Here is a 17729-nt window from a genome sequence, read left to right as displayed (position 1 = left end):
CTTTACATCGCCTTTTCGGCCGTCCGGAATTCGAGCTTTTTTTCCACAACCAAACAGCTGGTGACAGGCCGTTAAGGCGGATTGCCATCATTTGCTAACCATGCTTCAAAAATGCCGTTTGGCGGTGCGCCAGAGCGACGGGGCTCAACGGTGTTCAGCCAAGGTTCAGCCGAGCGCTGGTAACCATGTTTTTGCGGGCCGGTCTCGGCCCAGACGTCAAGGAGGGTTCAAGCCGTCGAGGCGGCTTGATGAGGGACAATGGTTCACACGATGGTCTGCCGCTCGTTTGCGGCTGCGGGATTGGTAGCCCTGGCGGGCTGTGCACAGGACAGCTCAGGCGCGCACCCGGCTTTCATCGGTTTATCGGATCTTGCGGCCAGCAGCGCTTCGGCAAATCCCCAACCCGCCGACTCCGGCGATTCCTCCGATGTCCTGCGCCATATTCAGTCGAATAAGGTTCTCGGTGCCATGGCGTTCCAGAAAGTTACCGGCCAGACGGTCGATCCCGATAGCCTCATTGGCCACGACAACGAATAACTCCCGGCAGAGCCTTACGGCTTTTTCACCGCTAGACCTTTGCTCACCGCCGGACGCGCGCCGATATCGTTGAGCCACCTCTCGACATTCGGAAACTTCGTGATGTCCTGGCCAAGCGTCTTCCAAATCCGCGCAGCCGGAAAACTCGCGATATCTGCAATCGAGTAAGCACCCGCTAGATACGGCCTGCCTTCGAGGCGCTTGTTCATCACCCCGAAAAGACGTTCGACCTCCTTGGTATAGCGATCGATCGCGTAGGGAATTTTCTCCGGCGCGGAGTTCGCGAAATGATTTCGCTGGCCCACCATCGGGCCGAGACCGCCGACCTGCCAGAAAAGCCATTGGTCGACATCCGCCTTGGCCCGCTCGTTCGACGGATAGAACGCTCCGAACTTGCGCGCGAGATACAGCAGGATCGCCCCCGATTCAAAAATCGCGATCGCGTTCCCATCCGGGCCATCCGGATCGACGATCGCCGGTATTTTGTTGTTGGGCGAAATGGCGAGAAAGTCCTGATCGAATTGCTCGCCCTTGCCGAGATCCACGAACTTGACGTCATAAGGCACGCCAAGCTCTTCGAGCATGATCGCAATCTTGAAACCATTCGGCGTCGTCGAGAAATAGAGGGTGATCGGCTCCTCTTCTGCGTCGTCCAGCATTTTGCTCCTCAGGGAACGAGAATAACGGAGCCCGTCGTTCTTCGGGCTTCGAGATCGCGATGTGCACTGGCGGCCTGAGCGAGCGGATATCGGTGATTGGTCGTGATCCGAATCTTCTTGCTAAGCACCATCTCGAATAGGTCTGCGGCGTTTTCTTCCAAATCCTGAGTTGTCGCCGTATAAGCTAAAATCGACGGCCGCGTGGCGAAGAGCGAACCTTTCAGAGCCGTTAGCTCGAATGGAGGAACTGGGCCCGACGAATTTCCGAAGGAAGCCCAAAGTCCTTTCTGCCTGAGGCAATCGAGAGACTTCGGAAAGGTGTCCTTGCCGACGGAATCGTAGACGACGTCGCACCCCTTGCCCGCCGTTAAGTCTCGCACGCGTTCGACGAAATCTTCCCGCGTTGTGTTGATGACATGCGTGCAACCGTTCTCCCGCGCAACCTCCGCTTTCTCATCCGAACTCACCGTCCCGATGATTGTCGCGCCGAGCGCCCGTGCCCATTGGCAGGCAATGAGACCGACCCCGCCCGCTGCGGCGTGAAACAGCATCGTTGTACTGCCATCGACACGATAGACTTGGCGAAGCAGGCAGCGCACTGTCATGCCGCGCAGCAGCATGGCCGCTGCCAGTTCGTAATCGATCCCGTCCGGCAGCTTGACCAGACGTCCTTCGGGGATAACCCGCACGTCTGCATAGGCGCCGATTGACCCCGCATATGCGACCCTGTCACCGACCTTCAATCTCTCGACGCCCGGCCCTAGGCCGATGACCTCTCCGGCCCCTTCGGAGCCGATCGTCGCCGGAAAGCTTGGCAGCTTATAGAGCCCCGTCCGATGATAGATATCGATATAATTGACGCCGATCGCATGCTGACGAAGAAGCACCTCACCGGCGCCCGGCACCGGCATCGCCATCTCCTCGTAGACCAAGGCATCGGGTCCCCCTGGGGTGTGAACGCGAACAGAATGTGGCATTGAACTTCCTTTCCCAATGATCATGTGGAGCGAGAGATGCCGTTTCGTCGCGAATCTCGCTACTGGCTTGACAAGGGTCACATCTTGGACGGCCCTCTGCCACGAGCCCGCCACGCTGACTTTCTACCGGCAGATGGAAAAGAGAACGGAACCCGTCTTGCATAGCCACAGGAATTCGCAACGCCCCAGAAGCCGCAAAGTGGCGATGGCCCTCGTTCTAGCGTCATTTGCCGTCGGAGGATGCGCTGGCAACGAAGCGGCGTTGGGTGATCCCGCGCTCGGCCTCAAATGCGTCGACGATAGCAACGTCTGCATCAGCCAGCGCAAGATGGTCTTCGATTCCTATATGGCGGATTCATCCCACGCCTGGGTGAAGCAACCGGCCGGTCCCCATGAATACGCATCCGGCGTTCGCCTCATGGCGCTCAGCAAAAAGCGCAAGGAACTCACCTGCGCCGAACTCGCACTCGGTAAGGCGGAAGCCGATCACGGACCGACATCCCTGAGCGGCGGCGCCTACATCGGCCTCACCTCTGGGCAGGTCGCCAGAGGGGCAATGCTCTCGCGCGAGGTGTCGCGAGAACTTGCCCGGGAAATTGCGCGCCGGTGTCATTAAAACTTGAAGCTGCACACTGGCTCCTTATTTAGCCGCTATGGCGTTTCAGCCTCGCACGCCGAGAATCAAGAACAACGCAACCGCGAAAGCTTCTGAATGAGCGTGCACGAATTCGTCGATGTCATTGTTACCTTCGTAAGAGCCAACGAAAATTGGGCCATCCCCGTGGCATTCGGCGTGGCATTTCTCGAAAGCTTTTGCTTTCTGTCCATCCTCTGGCCGGGCACGGCAATCCTCATTGGAATTTCCGCGCTTCTCGCCAAAAGCGGCGTCGAATTGAGCGTGCTTTGGCCCGCGATCGCGGCGGCCGGAGTCGGCGGCTCTCTCGGCTACGCGCTTTCGTACTGGATCGGCCTCCACTACAAAGACGGCATCCGCGACATCTGGCCGTTCAACCGCAATCCCCAACTCGTGGACAGCGGCCAAGCGTTCTTCGACAAATGGGGCGCCTTGAGCGTCTTCTTCGGTCACTTTTTTGGCCCCGTGCGCGCCGTCATTCCCGTGGTGGCCGGCATGTACGCATTGCCGCAGTGGCAGTTCCAACTCGCCAATATCGTATCGGCGTTCATTTGGGCGGCGGGCGTCATCGCCCCCTCTTATTTCGGCTTCGGCTATCTTCTCGGCCCGGAAAGCACGCCGCCAGGCCCATAATGCAGCCTGAGCTTGCGCTCAGAGGCGCGATCTCGTAGAGGAACGCTCCAAATGCTGCGCTTAAGGCGTGGCCATCGGATTCACCCCTTTCGGGCATTGAGGCTGTTTTTCCATGTCGAAGACGTCGTTGAAGAATATTCAGAAGCAGAAGAAGAAGGCTCGCCGCATGATCGGCCGCCCGCCTCAGACGCGCATCCAGGGCAACACGCCCGCCGTTCGCAGGCGCCTCAAGAAGCTCTCGGGCATTGCACGCGCGAAAACAGCAGCGGCCTAAAACACGGCGCAGTCCGTCACTAACTACTCGTCAGCCGGCACACTGTGGTGACGAGAGCAACAACGCGATGACGACTGCGCTTTATCCGCCGACGGTCACTCCGGCCTCGCGCGCCCTGCCATTACTTCCGTTTCTCGGCCGCTTCGTCCGCAATCCGCTGCGCGCGATTCCGATTGCCGTCTACAACGAGCCGGTCGTCACATACGGTAAAAAGCGCCCGCTGATCGCATGGGTGACCGATCCGGCGCTCATCGAAGATATCCTTCTCAAGAAGGCGGACCTGTTTCCGAAGACGCGACTCGATCGCCGCGTCCTGAAGCCAATCATCGGCAACGGATTGCTGACGGCCCAAGGCGAAAGCTGGCGCTGGCAGCGCAGAATCGCGAGCCCGCCGTTCAGGCACACCGAACTCCTGACCTACGTCCCGACAATGGTCGAAGCGGCGAATGATTGTGTCGCGAGCTGGACGTCTCGCGGCTCCCAACCTTTCGTCACGAATGTCGAGGAAGACATAACCGAGACGACGTTCGCCATCATCGCACGTACGATATTGGCGGGCGTCAGCAGGCGCGACGGTGACTCTATCAAGCGTGCCGGCCGCGCCTATCTCGACCCGATTTCCTGGGAGGTTGCGGCCTCCCTGCTCCAACTCCCCGAAATGATGTGGCACCCCGGCAAGCGCCGCATGCGCAAGGCCGCGACCGAGCTACGCTCGATCGTGCGGAACCTCGTCGTTCAGCGGCGAAAGGAAAGCGTCCCCGGCACCGATCTCCTCGCGCGTATGCTCACGGCCAAGGACCCCGATACCGGCGAACCGATGGCCGACGAAATGATCGCCGACAATCTCGCGACGTTCCTGTTCGCAGGCCATGAGACGACAGCAAAGGCGTTGACGTGGACGCTCTACGTCCTTGCTCGCGCGCCGGAATGGCAGGATCGGCTACGCGAGGAGATTTTCGCGACTGTCGGCAGCGGACAGCTCGACGCCACGGCGATCGCAAAACTTCCCATCACTTCGCGCGTGCTGAAAGAGGTGATGCGGCTCTATCCGCCCGCGCCTGTCATGACGCGTGTCACGGCCGAGGACATGGAGATAGGCGGCAAACAACTTCCCAAGCCCACGCTCATCGTCATCCCTATTTTCGCCGTCCATCGCCACACAGCGTTGTGGCAAGATCCCAACCGCTTCGACCCCGACCGCTTCCTGCCGGAAAACGAAGCCCGCTATCCACGCACGCAGTTCATGCCGTTCGGCTACGGTCAGCGGGTCTGCATCGGCTCGTCGTTCGCAATCCTGGAGGCGATGGCAATCCTGGCCACCCTGTTGCGCAGCGTCCGCTTCGAATGGGACGGCCGTCACGCACCTGAGCCCGTGAGCCGCGTGACGCTTAGGCCAAAGGGCGGAATGCCCCTCATTGTCCGACCACTGTAACGCGTTCTCACGGCCGTCGTGGCGTTAAGCGGCCGTTTACCCCGAGTTACCCGTTCGCAAATTTCGCCGTCGCATTTGTAGAGGCCGCGTGAGCGTGGCCTAAAACAGTCAGTGCTATGATTTGTCGCATTAGAAAAACCGCCTCCAAGGGAGGGGCGAATAACAATGACAAAAATAGCTTATGTGATCGCGGTCATCGTGCCGTTCGGTTTGGTTTTCTTGGCGTGCATCGGCATCGCCCATGTCGCGATGGTTGGCCTCAAAGAAAGAAAGGCCAAGCGTTTGGCCCTTCAGACGGCACAGCAGCGCGGCTGACGGTTCTCGTCAAATCCCGAGCTTGGCTTTCAGGATCTCGTTGACGGCGGCCGGGTTCGCCTTGCCGCCCGTCGACTTCATCACCTGACCGACAAACCAGCCGAGCATCGAGGGTTTGGCCTTCGCCTGCTCGACCTTATCGGGATTGGCGGCGATGATCGCATCGACGGCCGTCTCGATGGCGCCGGTGTCCGTCACCTGCTTCATGCCGCGCTTTTCGACGATGTCGGCCGGATCGCCGCCCTCGGTCCAGACGATCTCAAACAGATCCTTCGCGATCTTGCCCGAGATGGCGTTGGAGCCGATCAGGTCGACGATGCCGCCGAGCTGCGCAGCGGACATCGGGCTGTCCTCGATCGACTTGCCTTCCTTGTTCAGCCGTCCGAACAGCTCGTTGATGACCCAGTTGGCCGTCACTTTGCCGTCGCGGCCCTTGGCGACCGTCTCGAAATAATCGGCCGACGACCGCTCCGCGACGAGCACGTCCGCGTCGTAGCCCGAGAGACCGAAGCTCGTCATGAAGCGCGCGCGCTTTTCGTCGGGAAGCTCGGGCAGCCCCGATTCCAAATCATCGACATAGCTTTGCGTGAATTCCAGCGGCAGGAGATCGGGATCCGGGAAATAGCGATAATCGTGCGCTTCTTCCTTCGACCGCATCGAGCGAGTCTCGCCCTTCACGGAATCGAATAGCCGCGTCTCCTGATTAATCTTCCCGCCATCCTCGATGATGTCGATCTGCCGGCGTGCCTCGTATTCGATCGACTGACCGATGAAACGAATGGAGTTGACGTTCTTGATCTCGCACCGCGTGCCGAGTTCATCGCCGGGCTTCCTCACCGAGACGTTGACGTCGGCCCGAAGGTTGCCCTTCTCCATGTCGCCGTCGGACGTGCCAAGATAGCGCAAAATGGTCCGCAGCTTCGTAACATAGGCCTGCGCCTGCTTGGACGAGCGAAGATCCGGCCGCGAGACGATCTCCATCAGCGCCACGCCCGAACGATTGAGATCGACGTAGGAATAATCGGGATGCTGGTCGTGGAGCGACTTTCCGGCGTCCTGCTCAAGATGCAGCCGCTCGACGCCGATCTTCAGTGTCTCGCCGTCAACCTCGATCTCTATTTCGCCCTCGCCGACGATCGGCTGCTTGTACTGCGAAATCTGATAGCCCTGCGGCAGATCTGGATAGAAGTAGTTCTTGCGATCGAAAACGCTCTTCAGGTTGATCTGAGCTTTAAGACCCAAACCTGTGCGGATCGCCTGCGCCACGCACTCACGATTGATCACCGGCAACATTCCCGGCATGGCCGCATCGACCAGCGAGACATGACTGTTCGGGTCTGCTCCGAAGCCCGTCGAAGCGCCAGAAAACAACTTCGACTTCGATGCGACCTGCGCATGAACTTCCAGGCCGACAATGACTTCCCAATCTCCCGTCGCGCCCGCGATGAGATTTTTCGCCTTCGGCTTTTCAGCGACTTTCTGAGAGCTCATTTCTCGCCTCCGGTCCGGCCCTTCATGGCATAGCCGATAGCTGCATAAATGGAGCCGGCGACAAGCGACACGATAAACACGCCCGCCGCCGCACGACCCAATGTCGGAGCGTCCCAAAGGCGGAGCAGCGCCAAGACATAAAGCACCCCAACGCCCGCAGCCGCCCCTCCAAAACCCGCGATCATGATCTTGGCTTTATCGTCGGCGCGCTTGCCGAGCATGTACGCCACGGCGATCGTCGCCGGATTGAAGACGCCATAAAGCAGAACTTCGGTCAAAGGCACGTCCGGCTGGAAATCAGGTCCCACCGTTTGCTCCTGGCTTGTCGGCCGCATCCTGCGCCTGTCGCAACTTTTCTTCTTCGAACTGAACGAACCATCCGATCATGTTACGCCACTGAGCGCCGACCATCTCGATCATCTCCGGCGGCATGTTCTTCGCTGCTGCGCGTTCCTTGACGCGATCGATAACCTGCTGAATGCGCCATTGCACGACAGCGCCTTCGCGCGTCGTCATCTTCAGTTGCCAGGCGCGATCGACGTAGCCGTAACGCTCAGCGATGAGATCGACGAGAGCGTTATCGATACGATCGATTTCGCTCCGCACCTGAGACATGTCTGCGCATTCCCAAGGCCGTTTAGGATCCATGATGTCAGCCCTTCTTCCACCATGCGTCCGGCACGGAAAACCGGCCGGCGGCATCTTCTATGACCTGAGCGGTCCGGAACAACGTTTCCTCATCGAAAGGCTTGCCGATGAGCTGCAATCCGAGCGGCGTTCCCTGCGAGGAAAGTCCGCCGGGAACCGACATGCCCGGCAGGCCCGCCATGTTCACCGTAACGGTAAATATGTCCTCTAAATACATCGCCAAGGGGTCGCCGGACTTTTCACCGAAGGCAAAAGCGGGCGACGGCGTCGTCGGCGTCAGCACGACATCGACGGTGTTCCAAGCCGTATCGAAGTCCTGCTTGATGAGGGTGCGGACCTTCTGCGCCTTGAGGTAATAGGCGTCGTAGTAGCCGGCCGAAAGAACGTAGGTGCCGATCAGGATGCGGCGGCGCACTTCCTTACCGAAACCGGCCGCGCGCGTCTTCTCGTAGGTGTCGATCAGGTTGTCGCCGTTGACGCGCAGGCCATACCGCATGCCGTCGTAGCGCGCGAGGTTCGATGAGCACTCGGCAGGCGCCACAATGTAATAAGCAGGAAGCGCGTATTTCGTGTGCGGCAGCGAGATCTCGTGGATCGACGCACCGGCCGCTTTAAGCCACGCGATGCCGTCGTCCCAGAGCTTCTGGATTTCCGCCGACATGCCGTCGACGCGATATTCCTTAGGGATGCCGACACGCAGACCTTTGACGCCCTTGCCGAGCGCCGCCTCGTAATCAGGAACCGGCGCATCGACCGACGTGGTATCCTTCGGATCGTGGCTCGCCATCGCTTTCAGCATGATCGCGGTGTCGCGCACGGTCTTCGCGATCGGTCCTGCCTGATCGAGCGACGACGCGAACGCCACGATGCCCCAGCGCGAGCAACGGCCATAGGTCGGCTTGATGCCGACCGTCCCCGTTAACGCGGCAGGCTGGCGGATCGAGCCGCCGGTATCCGTCGCCGTCGCTGCGAGGCAGAGGTTTGCGGCAACCGCCGACGACGATCCGCCCGACGATCCGCCAGGAACGAGTTTGTCCGTCGACGTTTTACCGTCGCTGCTCCTCCGACGCCACGGGCTGACGACGTTGCCGAACGCGCTCGTCTCGTTCGACGATCCCATTGCGAATTCGTCGTTGTTGAGCTTGCCGAGCATGACCGCTCCGGCGTCCCACAAATTCTGTCCGACGGTCGATTCATACGTCGGCTTGAAGTCGCCGAGAATATTCGAGCACGCCGTCGTGCGAATGCCATTCGTGCAAAAGAGATCCTTGTTGCCGATTGGCAGCCCTTCGAGCGGACGTGCTTTTCCTTCGGCAATCAGCTTGTCGCTGGCCTTCGCCTGCGCGCGGGCGTGCTCGGGCGTCGGCAAAACGTAAGCGTTGAGCGCGCCGTTGCCTGTCTCGATCGCGGAAAGGAACGAGTCCGTGAGTTCGAGCGCCGTGAAAGACTTCTTCCGAAGTCCGTCGCGCGCTTCGGCCATGGTGAGTTTGGTAAGATCGGTCACCGCTCGACTTTCCCTTTCAACCCTTTGCAGCGCTCGTACACCAGCGCTTCTGTTCCACTCGCAACCTCGATGCGATCAGCGTCGAGGCGCGTGAACGTCACCGTCTGCGGATACTCGTCCGCCCCTTCGGTGCATTGCATCTTGCTTTCGAAGACGTTGGCCTTCACTTCCCGGAGCGAGACGAAATCGCATCCGCCCTCCCAGCTTCCCGTTCCTTCGCGCGTCAATGTCAGCGGATAGGTCGAGATGTTGGGCGCCGCCTTGCCGCTTTCGATATCCTCAAGTTTCCCGCAGCCCGTGGTCGGCGAATAAGTACCTTCACCGACGAACGGCGCATCGAGCTTCGTCTCCTCGGACCACGCTGCGCTGGACACGAGCAAGAAAGCGGCAGCGGCAAGCAACGCCTGGAACATTCCTCACTCCACGACCTTGGGCACCACGAAGAAGTTGTCCTCCGACATCGGCGCGTTCGCCGTAACCTGATCGGCAATCTCACCGTCGGTCACGACGTCGTCCCGCATCGTGAGCTTTTGATCGACGACCCGCGTCATCGGCTCGACCGCAGAGGTATCGACCTCGTCGAGTTGCTTGACCCAGTCGAAGATACCGGAAAGCTCCTTCTCGAGACCCTTGGCCTCCTCGTCGCTCACGCGCATCCGGGCGAGACGCGCGATACGGCGAACGGTCGCTTCGTCGACCTGCATGAAAAGTCCCTTCAAGACATCGGGGGATTGCGCCGCTCTCATAACCGGGCGGGGCCCTCCAATGCAACCGGCGCCGCATTCTGTAAGGCGTCAAGTCACGGAAATGGCCGGGAAAGCCGAAACCGCCGCGCGCAGGCAATGCCAATTTGTCGCCGAAGCTGCTAGATCGGGCTTCCAATTCCTTGAACGCTTCCGAGATCAGGCATTCCCGAGTGAAAGAACCCTCCATTTCCACGCCCCATCCGCCTCCTCAAGGCCTAACCACGGAAGATCAGCAGCAATTCCGCGATGCAGCGGCGCCCGCGGGGCGCCTGATCGGGATCGACGGCGGCACCAAAACGCTCGGCCTCGCCCTCTCGGACGTGCGCCGCACGATAGCGTCTCCGCTTGAGACAATCCGCCGGACGAAGTTCACGGCCGACGCCACGCGCCTGTTCTCCCTCGTCGCCGAGCACGGCGTCACCGGCCTCGTTCTCGGCCTCCCCCGCAACCTCGACGGCACCGAGGGCCCGCGCGCCCAGGCAACACGCGCCCTCGCCCGCAATCTCAATAAGTTATCGCCACTGCCGGTTTTGCTCTGGGACGAGCGGCTGACGACGGCGGAAGCCGAGCGCATGTTGATCGGCGCCGATCAGACCCGCAAACGCCGCGCCGAGGTGATCGACAAACTTGCCGCGACCATCATCCTGCAAAGCGCTCTCGATCGCATCAATCGGCCGGTGTGAACCGCCGCTAAGCGCCGCATAAGCCACACTCACCGTGGCATTTCAGGCTCCGTTAAGGTGTTTGAGATTGATGTCGCGCCCCGACCTTGCGGCCCCATCAGACTCCCCCTATAGAAACGCCTTTAATGACATCGAAATCCAATTCCAGCGCGCTGAAGGTATTTCCGCGCCGCCATTTGCTGACTTGCGAAGGTCTGTCGGCGAACGAGATCAATTTTCTCCTCGACCTCGCCGACCGTAATGCGGACCACATCCGCAACAACGGCCGCAAACGCGATGTTCTCGCAGGGCGAACTCTGATCAATCTCTTTTTTGAGTCTTCGACCCGCACGCAATCGTCGTTTGAAATGGCAGGCAAGCGCTTGAGCGCCGACGTCATGAACATGAACGTCGCGACGTCCTCGGTCACGAAGGGCGAAACGCTCGTCGACACTGCCGTTACGCTCAACGCCATGCGGCCTGACATCATCGTCGTGCGCCATCACGCAGCGGGCGCAGTTGAGCTCTTGTCGCAGAAAGTCGATTGTTCGGTCATCAATGCCGGCGACGGCGCTCACCAGCACCCGACGCAAGCGCTCCTCGACGCCTTGACGATCCGCCGGGCGAAAGGCCGTGTGGCCGGGCTGACGGTCGCGATTTGCGGCGACATTCTTCACTCCCGCGTTGCCCGCTCCAACATCAACGTGCTGAACGCGCTTGGCGCCCACGTCAGGATCATCGCCCCGACGACCCTTCTACCATCGTCACCCGAACGTCTCGGCTGCGAAGTCTTCACTGACATGTGGAAGGGCATCGAAGGCGCCGATATCGTCATGATGCTGCGCCTGCAGCTTGAGCGCATGGATGCGTCCTACGTTCCGTCCGGCCGCGAGTTCTTCCACTTCTTCGGCCTCGATCACGAGAAACTCGCCCGCGCCAAGCCCGATGCTCTCGTCATGCATCCCGGACCGATGAACCGCGGCGTCGAGATCGCATCGACAGTTGCCGATCATTCCAGAAGCGTTATCCGCGAGCAGGTTGAAATGGGCGTTGCAGTTCGCATGGCCGTTCTCGAAGCCTTATCTGCGCACCTTCCCCGCTTCGCGGAGGACGCGCCATGAGGAAACCGATCGAAAAGCCGAAGAGCGTCGGCCCCGCCACCGTCTTCATCAACGCCCGCTTAGTCGATCCGGCGTCCAACCGCGATGAGCCGGGTGGCCTCCTCGTCAAAGATGGGCTTATCGCCGACCTCGGCGCGCATTTGCGTCGGAATGCACCGGAAGGCGCGACCGTCATCGACTGTAAGGGGCACGTGCTTGCTCCCGGCCTGATCGACGCCCAGGTCTTTACCGGCGAGCCTGGCTTCGAGCACCGCGAAACTTTGAAGACCGCGAGCCACGCCGCCGCCGCGGGGGGTGTCACGACCATCGTCGTCATGCCCGATACCAATCCGGTGATCGATCAGGTCGCGCTCGTTGATTTCATCCAGCGCCGCGCCCGCGACAATGCCCTCGTTCACGTCCACACGATGGCCGCGTTGACGAAGGGCCTAAAAGGCGAAGAGATGACCGAAATCGGTCTTCTGAAGCGCGCGGGCGCCATCGCGTTTTCGAATGGCAAATCGAGCATCGTCAACACGCGCGTGATGCGCAACGTCCTGAGCTACTCGAAAGATTTCAACGCCCTCGTTGTCCACCACACGGAAGATCCATATCTTTCGAACGGCGCAATGAACTCCGGCGAGGTTGCGGCTCGGCTCGGCCTTTCCGGCGTCTCCAAAATTGCCGAAACCATCGTGCTCGAACGCGATGTGCGCCTCGTCGAAATGACGGGCGGCCGCTATCACGCCGCAACGATCAGTTGCCGGGAAAGCCTCGACGTCGTCAAAAACGCGAAGAGCAAGAAGCTGTCCGTCAGTTGCGGCGTCTCGATCAACCACCTGACGCTCAACGAAAACGACATCGGTCCCTATCGTACGTTCTTCAAGGTCCGGCCGCCTCTGCGGCGCGAGGAAGATCGTGTCGCCATGGTGCAGGCGGTCGCGAACGGCGATGTCGATATCATCGTCTCAAGCCACGACCCCCAGGACGCCGACACCAAACGCCGGCCGTTCGCGGAAGCTGCAGACGGCGCCGTCGGCCTCGAAACGCTGCTCTCGGCGGCGCTCCGTCTCGTTCACTCCGGCGACATGACCTTGTCGGCGATGTTGAAGGCTCTGACCATCAATCCGGCGCGACTGTTGGGCCTCCATTCGGGACGCTTGGCCAAAGGCGCTATTGCAGATCTTGTGCTGTTCGATCCCGGCGAGCCGTGGGTCGTGAACAAGGACTTGCTGCGGTCTCGCTCGAAGAATACGCCATTCGATGAGGCCAAGATGCAAGGCCGCGTTCTCCGAACGATGGTCGCTGGCCAAACGGTCTTTGAATATGCTGGTGTCGAGCGTACCTAGGCAGTAATTCTCTCGTGAATGCCGAATTCGTCATACGAGAGATTTCAGTCATGAGCTTGTTGCCACCCTTGGCATTGCTGACGGCCGACGGCTCATGGCCTGCGATCATCATCGCGGCTATTCTCGGTTATCTTCTAGGCTCCATTCCGTTCGGCCTTCTCCTCACGCGCGCCGCCGGACTGGGCGATATCCGCAGCATCGGCTCGGGCAATATTGGCGCCACCAATGTTCTAAGAACCGGCAATAAGAAGCTTGCAGCCGCGACGCTTCTACTCGACGCCGCCAAAGGTGCCGTCGCCGTTCTGATCGCACGGCACACGCTTGGCGAAACGGCCGCGATGATCGCCGGTCTCACAGCCTTTCTCGGCCATGTGTTTCCGGTCTGGCTTGGGTTCAAAGGCGGTAAGGGCGTCGCGACGTATCTCGGCGTTCTGATCGCGCTTGCATGGCAGTTGGCGGTCGTCTTCGCGGTGCTTTGGCTCGCCGTCGCCAAGCTCGGTCGGATATCTTCGCTCGCCGCCATCGTTGCAACGATTGCCGTGCCAATCGCAGCGTGGATTTGGGGTGAACGCGATCTCGCAACCGTGACCACCCTGATGAGCGCGATAGTCCTCATCAAACATCGCGCCAATATCGAACGGCTGATAGCTGGAGAGGAGCCGAGAATTGGCTCCAAAACCTGATCAGCCGGAACTTTTCAGCGATCCATCTGCTCCTCCGCCCGCGAAACTCTCCGACGAGGAAAAGCTCGCGTGCCTGCGCTTGATCCGGTCGGAGAACGTCGGCCCGGTCACGTTTCGCGACCTCATCAATTATTATGGCGGAGCGTCCAAAGCTCTGGAGGTGCTCCCCTCCCTTTCGCGTCGCGGTGGTTCCGGACGCCCCATCCGCATTTGCCCAAAGGCCGACGCCGAACGCGAACTTGCAACTGCGCAACGCATCGGTGCCGTTCCGCTCTTTACGGTCGAACGTGACTATCCCGCCATTCTGGCACGCATCGAAGCGCCGCCGCCGATGCTCTACGTCAAAGGCAATCAAGAGTTTTTGAAACGGCCAGCCATCGCCATCGTCGGCTCGCGGCAATGCTCCGCCGCAGGCGTCCAACTGACAAAGCTGTTCGCGACCCAATTGGCGGAAGCGGGCTTCGTCATCGTTTCGGGGCTGGCGCGCGGGATCGACCGGGCCGCGCACGAAGCCTCTCTGGCGCGAGGCACCATCGCGGTGGTCGCGGGCGGCATCGACTGGGTCTATCCACCGGAACACGCCGAGTTACAGGCCCGTATTGCGTCCGAGGGATGCCTCGTCACGGAACGGCCGCCCGGCCTCCAACCGCGCGACAAAGACTTCCCGCGCCGAAATCGCATCATCGCGGGCTTGGTCTACGGCGTCGTTGTTGTTGAAGCTGCCTCGCGCTCCGGAACACTTGTAACCGCCCGATACGCCAACGAACTTGGACGCGAGGTCTTCTCCGTCCCAGGCCACCCACTCGATCCGCGCGCGGAAGGAACCAACCGGCTGATCAAGCAGGGCGCTATGCTGGTGACGGAAGCGGACGATATCATCGACGTCCTGCGCCCCATTCTCGGCTTGGCGGAACACCGGTTCGATTACGCGGGACCTGAGCCCACGTCGGCGGACCAGACCATCCCGCCGTCTCCGGGAACCGACTTTCCCGCCGAAGATGCGCTGAATGCCGTTCTCACTGCACTGGGACCGGCGCCCGTCGCCGTCGACGCGATCGCGCGCCAGACCGGCCTCAACGCCCAAATCGTGCAGGTTGCTCTCCTGGAGCTTGACCTTGCCGGACGCATCGAGCGGCAGGGCCACAGCCTAGTGGCGCTGAAAGCCCCCTAACTGGGGATGAGCGCTGAAAGCACCATAATGAAGAATGCGTCTCTTATGTACCCCGGCGATGCGTCTCGCGCTGAGCCTCAGCGTGCGATATGGCGAGCATACGAGACAGCTTGTGGCAGCCCTCGCGTTCCGCCATCTGCTGCAATTCGCCCAGCAGATCAGCTAGATACTCGAGGTGATCCCGCCGCTCGCCCCCCGCCCGGCCGGAAAGCCCGCTATTGTGCAAATCGTCCATCACGCCTGAGATCATTCCCGCCATTTTCGATATGCTTAACGTATCGGCATATTATACTTGACGTACCACGGCCAATTCCCTATGGTGATCTACATAGGGAGACTGGCCATGACAGACGTTCTTTCGCACAAGCGTTTCCACGATGAGCAGGCGGCCTACGATTGGGTCGAAGCTCACTTGTGGCCAGAGGGTCCGGTGTGCCCGAAGTGCGGCGGCAAGCATGACCGTGTTACGAAACTTCAGGGCAAGAGCACCCGGATCGGCGTCTACAAGTGCAAAGACTGCCGCAAGCCTTTCACCGTCAAGGTCGGAACGATCTTCGAAGACAGCCATATCCCACTGCGGATGTGGCTTCAGGCCATTGCGCTGCTGGCTGCCAGCAAGAAGGGCATCTCGTCTAACCAGCTTCACCGGATGCTTGGCATCACGCTCAAGTCGGCCTGGTTCATGTCGCACCGTATCCGTGAGGCGATGCGGTCCGGCGGCCTTGCGCCACCGATGGGCGGTTCTGGCAGCGTCGTAGAAGTGGATGAGACGTTCTTTGGCAACAAGAAAGGCATGCCGATCCGTCGCGGACTTTCGCACAAGCACGCCGTGCTGACGCTCGTTGAACGTGGCGGAGAAGCTCGGAGCTTTCATATCGAAAAGGCAAACATCGCGAACGTCGTTCCGATTGCCCGCGCCAACATCGACAAAGAGACGAAGATCGTCACCGATACGGCGTCTTACTACGGGCCGTTTGAAGTCGGCTTCGCAGGATACGATACCGTCAACCATGGGATTGCCGAGTACGTTCGCGGCGAAATTCACACGAACACGGTTGAGTCGTACTTCAGCGTCTTCAAGCGCGGAATGAAGGGTACGTACCAGCATTGCAACGAAAAGCACTTGCATCGGTACCTTGCGGAATTTGACTTTCGCTACAACGCGCGCATTGCGTTGGGAGTGAACGACCAGCAGCGCGCGGATCAACTTTTAAACGGCGCAAAAGGTAAGCGCCTTACGTACCGTGCCGCTGGTAGCGCCTGATCCAAAAACAACAGAATGGGCACTAAAGCGGTCTAAGAAACCCGACTCGGAGAGCAACAAATGACTGAGTTGGAAACCGAGCAATTGTTCGCGGAGATCACTCCAGATCTTCACGCTCAACGACTGATGATAGAATTGATTTTTCAAATGTTCCTTACGTTGGGGAACGCCGAAAAAGAAACCGCCGTCCAAAGGCTCGACATTCTTGCAAAGTCCCTTTCAAGCGAACTTTCCAAGGTAAGGATTGAATCAACTGATCCTGTTGCACAGGACAACGCGGCTCATGCTTTGAACGTATCGCTTGATCGAATGTTTGATAATATTCGTGCTCGTTTGAAAAAATCTTAGACGCGTCGTATCCGATTTGTGAAATTAACTCGCCCATCTTACGATATTGTTGCAGCATCATTGTGGCCCCATCCTTCGTGGTTATCCGCTAGCTATTCCTTCGAGAAAGACGCCAACACGATGCCTAAACGCAAAGAACCAGAACTAACACCAGCGGAACAATCGAAGCGCTTCAGGCAGGCGGCTAAAGAAGCGGGCGTAAGTTCAAAAGAGGAAGATTTCGAAGGCGCATTTTTGCGAATCGCGCGCGAGAAACCGTCCTCTAAGCCAGGGGCACTCCATGCTCGTCGAGGCGGGAAGCCACCTTCTGCATAAAGCCCTTGGTCAAGGCGAATAAATGCATAGCCTCATCTTCCGTGTAAACGCTTTCGACGTGCATGGTGTCGTCTCGGCAGCCGTCCTTAATGGACACAAGCGCCATGTGGATGCGGTCGAAAAATTTCTTATCGGCTAAATCGGTCCACTGCCGTGGATGCATAAGACTTTCCCGCGCTTCGATTTCATCTTTGATCACCTTCAGGACCGCCCCCCACGCCTTATGCTGGCCTCTTGTCGGTGTCGGCAACCCTAAGCAAGTCCGAATTGCCTCCAGTCCGACTTCAACTGTGCGCATGAGATGGCAAACCGCGCCGGTCCAGCGTTCCAGCGCGAGGCATTTGCCAGCCTCGGCTATTTCGAACCGTGCCTTTTTCTTAAATTTGAGATCGACGTCTTCGCCGAAAAGCGGTGCAGGTTGCGCGTAAAGTTCGATCTTGTTGGGCGATACGATCAACGCCGTTGGCCCCTCAAGGTCCGTCGGCATTCGATTTCCAAGCGCTGTCATAGAGGCGTGTAGCCTCTGCAGATTGATTGCTGAGAACAATACCCCGTGCTCGTTAGGGACGCCTCGATCAAGCAGAACGCGCACGTTATCCGCGTCGGACGCAATGCCTTTGAGGCCAATATCATTCGCTATGGAATGAACGCGCGAGATGTGATCGCGCAGCTGCCCGAAATCTGGGTTTGTGATTACCGTAGGATTTTCTGTTCCAAGCGCGCGCATTGCTTGAGCCCAACTAGCAATCCAGTTTGCGGCACGAACGAGTTCTCCAACAGGCAAGGAGTACATGGCAATGATTTCCCCCAGGCTAACCAGCCTGAAGCTCTTAGCTTCCCATACGAAAGCGGCTGGTGCATTCATCTAGCACCTGCCCGTTGGTACGTGAAGTATAATATGCCGTAACGTATACTACTCCCTAAAAAGTGGCAATATTAATAATACGGCAACCCAGGATTGAAGCAACCTGGGATTTGACAGCGCTG

At 59.4% G+C, this 17729-nt stretch carries 23 protein-coding genes; 13 read left to right on the top strand and 10 right to left on the bottom strand.

The genetic code is table 11. The annotated features are described in order from the left end of the window. Nucleotides 1-258 precede the first annotated feature (258 nt). Complete coding sequence (locus WC811_RS04825; protein WP_372641525.1) at nucleotides 259-537, top strand: hypothetical protein; 279 nt, start codon at nucleotides 259-261, stop codon at nucleotides 535-537. A gap of 14 nt (nucleotides 538-551) precedes the next feature. Here the strand turns inward: WC811_RS04825 and WC811_RS04820 are convergent, their stop codons facing one another. After that, nucleotides 552-1196, bottom strand: a complete 645-nt coding sequence (locus WC811_RS04820; RefSeq protein ID WP_372641523.1) for a glutathione S-transferase family protein — start codon at nucleotides 1194-1196, stop codon at nucleotides 552-554. Nucleotides 1197-1204: 8 nt separating this feature from the next. After that, a complete protein-coding gene (locus tag WC811_RS04815) occupies nucleotides 1205-2173 on the bottom strand; it encodes a quinone oxidoreductase (protein WP_372641521.1) in 969 nt (322 codons plus the stop codon). 205 nt (nucleotides 2174-2378) lie between these two features. Between WC811_RS04815 and WC811_RS04810 the strand changes: the two genes are divergently transcribed. The 5 genes from WC811_RS04810 to WC811_RS04790 all read left to right on the top strand — a co-directional run bounded on the left by WC811_RS04810 (nucleotide 2379) and on the right by WC811_RS04790 (nucleotide 5461). Next, nucleotides 2379-2789, top strand: a complete 411-nt coding sequence (locus WC811_RS04810) for a hypothetical protein (RefSeq protein ID WP_372641762.1) — start codon at nucleotides 2379-2381, stop codon at nucleotides 2787-2789. Nucleotides 2790-2885: 96 nt separating this feature from the next. Further along, nucleotides 2886-3440 carry a DedA family protein gene (locus WC811_RS04805; RefSeq protein ID WP_372641519.1) on the top strand — a complete coding sequence of 185 codons (555 nt, stop codon included), beginning with the start codon at nucleotides 2886-2888 and terminating at the stop codon, nucleotides 3438-3440. A 112-nt stretch (nucleotides 3441-3552) separates the two neighbouring features. After that, nucleotides 3553-3714 carry a hypothetical protein gene (locus WC811_RS04800; RefSeq protein ID WP_372641517.1) on the top strand — a complete coding sequence of 54 codons (162 nt, stop codon included), beginning with the start codon at nucleotides 3553-3555 and terminating at the stop codon, nucleotides 3712-3714. A 67-nt stretch (nucleotides 3715-3781) separates the two neighbouring features. Next, on the top strand, nucleotides 3782-5146 hold the full coding sequence (locus WC811_RS04795; protein WP_372641515.1) for a cytochrome P450: 1365 nt from the start codon (nucleotides 3782-3784) through the stop codon (nucleotides 5144-5146). Between the two features lie 165 nt (nucleotides 5147-5311). Further along, nucleotides 5312-5461, top strand: a complete 150-nt coding sequence (locus WC811_RS04790; RefSeq protein WP_372641513.1) for a hypothetical protein — start codon at nucleotides 5312-5314, stop codon at nucleotides 5459-5461. A 9-nt stretch (nucleotides 5462-5470) separates the two neighbouring features. Here the strand turns inward: WC811_RS04790 and gatB are convergent, their stop codons facing one another. From gatB to gatC, 6 genes are read right to left on the bottom strand one after another with little or no spacing between them, the layout of a single operon-like run. Continuing rightward, the gene (gene gatB, locus WC811_RS04785) at nucleotides 5471-6952 is read right to left on the bottom strand and encodes an Asp-tRNA(Asn)/Glu-tRNA(Gln) amidotransferase subunit GatB (RefSeq protein ID WP_372641511.1); all 1482 of its coding nucleotides are present in this window, start codon (nucleotides 6950-6952) and stop codon (nucleotides 5471-5473) included. Next, nucleotides 6949-7260 carry a hypothetical protein gene (locus tag WC811_RS04780; RefSeq protein ID WP_372641509.1) on the bottom strand — a complete coding sequence of 104 codons (312 nt, stop codon included), beginning with the start codon at nucleotides 7258-7260 and terminating at the stop codon, nucleotides 6949-6951. The genes gatB and WC811_RS04780 overlap by 4 nt, the downstream gene beginning before the upstream one ends. Next, complete coding sequence (locus WC811_RS04775) at nucleotides 7250-7567, bottom strand: chorismate mutase (RefSeq protein WP_372641507.1); 318 nt, start codon at nucleotides 7565-7567, stop codon at nucleotides 7250-7252. Before WC811_RS04775 ends, WC811_RS04780 begins: the two co-directional genes overlap by 11 nt. 37 nt (nucleotides 7568-7604) lie before the next feature. Then, a complete protein-coding gene (gene gatA, locus WC811_RS04770; protein ID WP_372641505.1) occupies nucleotides 7605-9104 on the bottom strand; it encodes an Asp-tRNA(Asn)/Glu-tRNA(Gln) amidotransferase subunit GatA in 1500 nt (499 codons plus the stop codon). Further along, nucleotides 9101-9517: a hypothetical protein gene (locus tag WC811_RS04765; RefSeq protein WP_372641503.1), complete on the bottom strand. Its 417-nt coding sequence runs from the start codon at nucleotides 9515-9517 to the stop codon at nucleotides 9101-9103. Before WC811_RS04765 ends, gatA begins: the two co-directional genes overlap by 4 nt. 3 nt (nucleotides 9518-9520) lie before the next feature. Further along, nucleotides 9521-9808, bottom strand: coding sequence for an Asp-tRNA(Asn)/Glu-tRNA(Gln) amidotransferase subunit GatC (gatC, locus tag WC811_RS04760; protein WP_372641760.1), 288 nt, complete (start codon nucleotides 9806-9808; stop codon nucleotides 9521-9523). 227 nt (nucleotides 9809-10035) lie between these two features. Between gatC and ruvX the strand changes: the two genes are divergently transcribed. The 5 genes from ruvX to dprA all read left to right on the top strand — a co-directional run bounded on the left by ruvX (nucleotide 10036) and on the right by dprA (nucleotide 14815). Continuing rightward, the gene (gene ruvX / locus WC811_RS04755; RefSeq protein ID WP_372641758.1) at nucleotides 10036-10533 is read left to right on the top strand and encodes a Holliday junction resolvase RuvX; all 498 of its coding nucleotides are present in this window, start codon (nucleotides 10036-10038) and stop codon (nucleotides 10531-10533) included. 125 nt (nucleotides 10534-10658) lie between these two features. Next, nucleotides 10659-11633 carry an aspartate carbamoyltransferase catalytic subunit gene (locus tag WC811_RS04750; RefSeq protein ID WP_372641500.1) on the top strand — a complete coding sequence of 325 codons (975 nt, stop codon included), beginning with the start codon at nucleotides 10659-10661 and terminating at the stop codon, nucleotides 11631-11633. Further along, nucleotides 11630-12961: a dihydroorotase gene (locus WC811_RS04745; RefSeq protein WP_372641498.1), complete on the top strand. Its 1332-nt coding sequence runs from the start codon at nucleotides 11630-11632 to the stop codon at nucleotides 12959-12961. The genes WC811_RS04750 and WC811_RS04745 overlap by 4 nt, the downstream gene beginning before the upstream one ends. Nucleotides 12962-13011: 50 nt before the next feature. Continuing rightward, nucleotides 13012-13644, top strand: coding sequence for a glycerol-3-phosphate 1-O-acyltransferase PlsY (gene plsY, locus WC811_RS04740; protein ID WP_372641496.1), 633 nt, complete (start codon nucleotides 13012-13014; stop codon nucleotides 13642-13644). Further along, a complete protein-coding gene (gene dprA / locus WC811_RS04735) occupies nucleotides 13628-14815 on the top strand; it encodes a DNA-processing protein DprA (RefSeq protein ID WP_372641494.1) in 1188 nt (395 codons plus the stop codon). The genes plsY and dprA overlap by 17 nt, the downstream gene beginning before the upstream one ends. 43 nt (nucleotides 14816-14858) lie before the next feature. Here the strand turns inward: dprA and WC811_RS04730 are convergent, their stop codons facing one another. After that, nucleotides 14859-15074 (bottom strand): hypothetical protein, encoded by a 216-nt coding sequence (locus tag WC811_RS04730; RefSeq protein ID WP_372641492.1) that lies wholly within the window; start codon nucleotides 15072-15074, stop codon nucleotides 14859-14861. Nucleotides 15075-15158: 84 nt separating this feature from the next. On the opposite strand from WC811_RS04730, the gene WC811_RS04725 reads away from it, so the two are divergent. Both WC811_RS04725 and WC811_RS04720 read left to right on the top strand, forming a co-directional pair. Next, nucleotides 15159-16079, top strand: a complete 921-nt coding sequence (locus tag WC811_RS04725) for an IS1595 family transposase (RefSeq protein WP_372641490.1) — start codon at nucleotides 15159-15161, stop codon at nucleotides 16077-16079. Nucleotides 16080-16139: 60 nt separating this feature from the next. Next, nucleotides 16140-16427 carry a hypothetical protein gene (locus WC811_RS04720; protein ID WP_372641488.1) on the top strand — a complete coding sequence of 96 codons (288 nt, stop codon included), beginning with the start codon at nucleotides 16140-16142 and terminating at the stop codon, nucleotides 16425-16427. A 262-nt stretch (nucleotides 16428-16689) separates the two neighbouring features. Here the strand turns inward: WC811_RS04720 and WC811_RS04715 are convergent, their stop codons facing one another. Next, the gene (locus WC811_RS04715) at nucleotides 16690-17607 is read right to left on the bottom strand and encodes a hypothetical protein (protein ID WP_372641486.1); all 918 of its coding nucleotides are present in this window, start codon (nucleotides 17605-17607) and stop codon (nucleotides 16690-16692) included. Nucleotides 17608-17729 lie beyond the last annotated feature (122 nt).

Source organism: Hyphomicrobium sp., from assembly GCF_041659645.1.
GTDB lineage: Bacteria > Pseudomonadota > Alphaproteobacteria > Rhizobiales > Hyphomicrobiaceae > Hyphomicrobium_B.
Note: the sequence above shows the minus strand (reverse complement) of the source record. Positions and strands in the feature narration are given on the sequence as shown.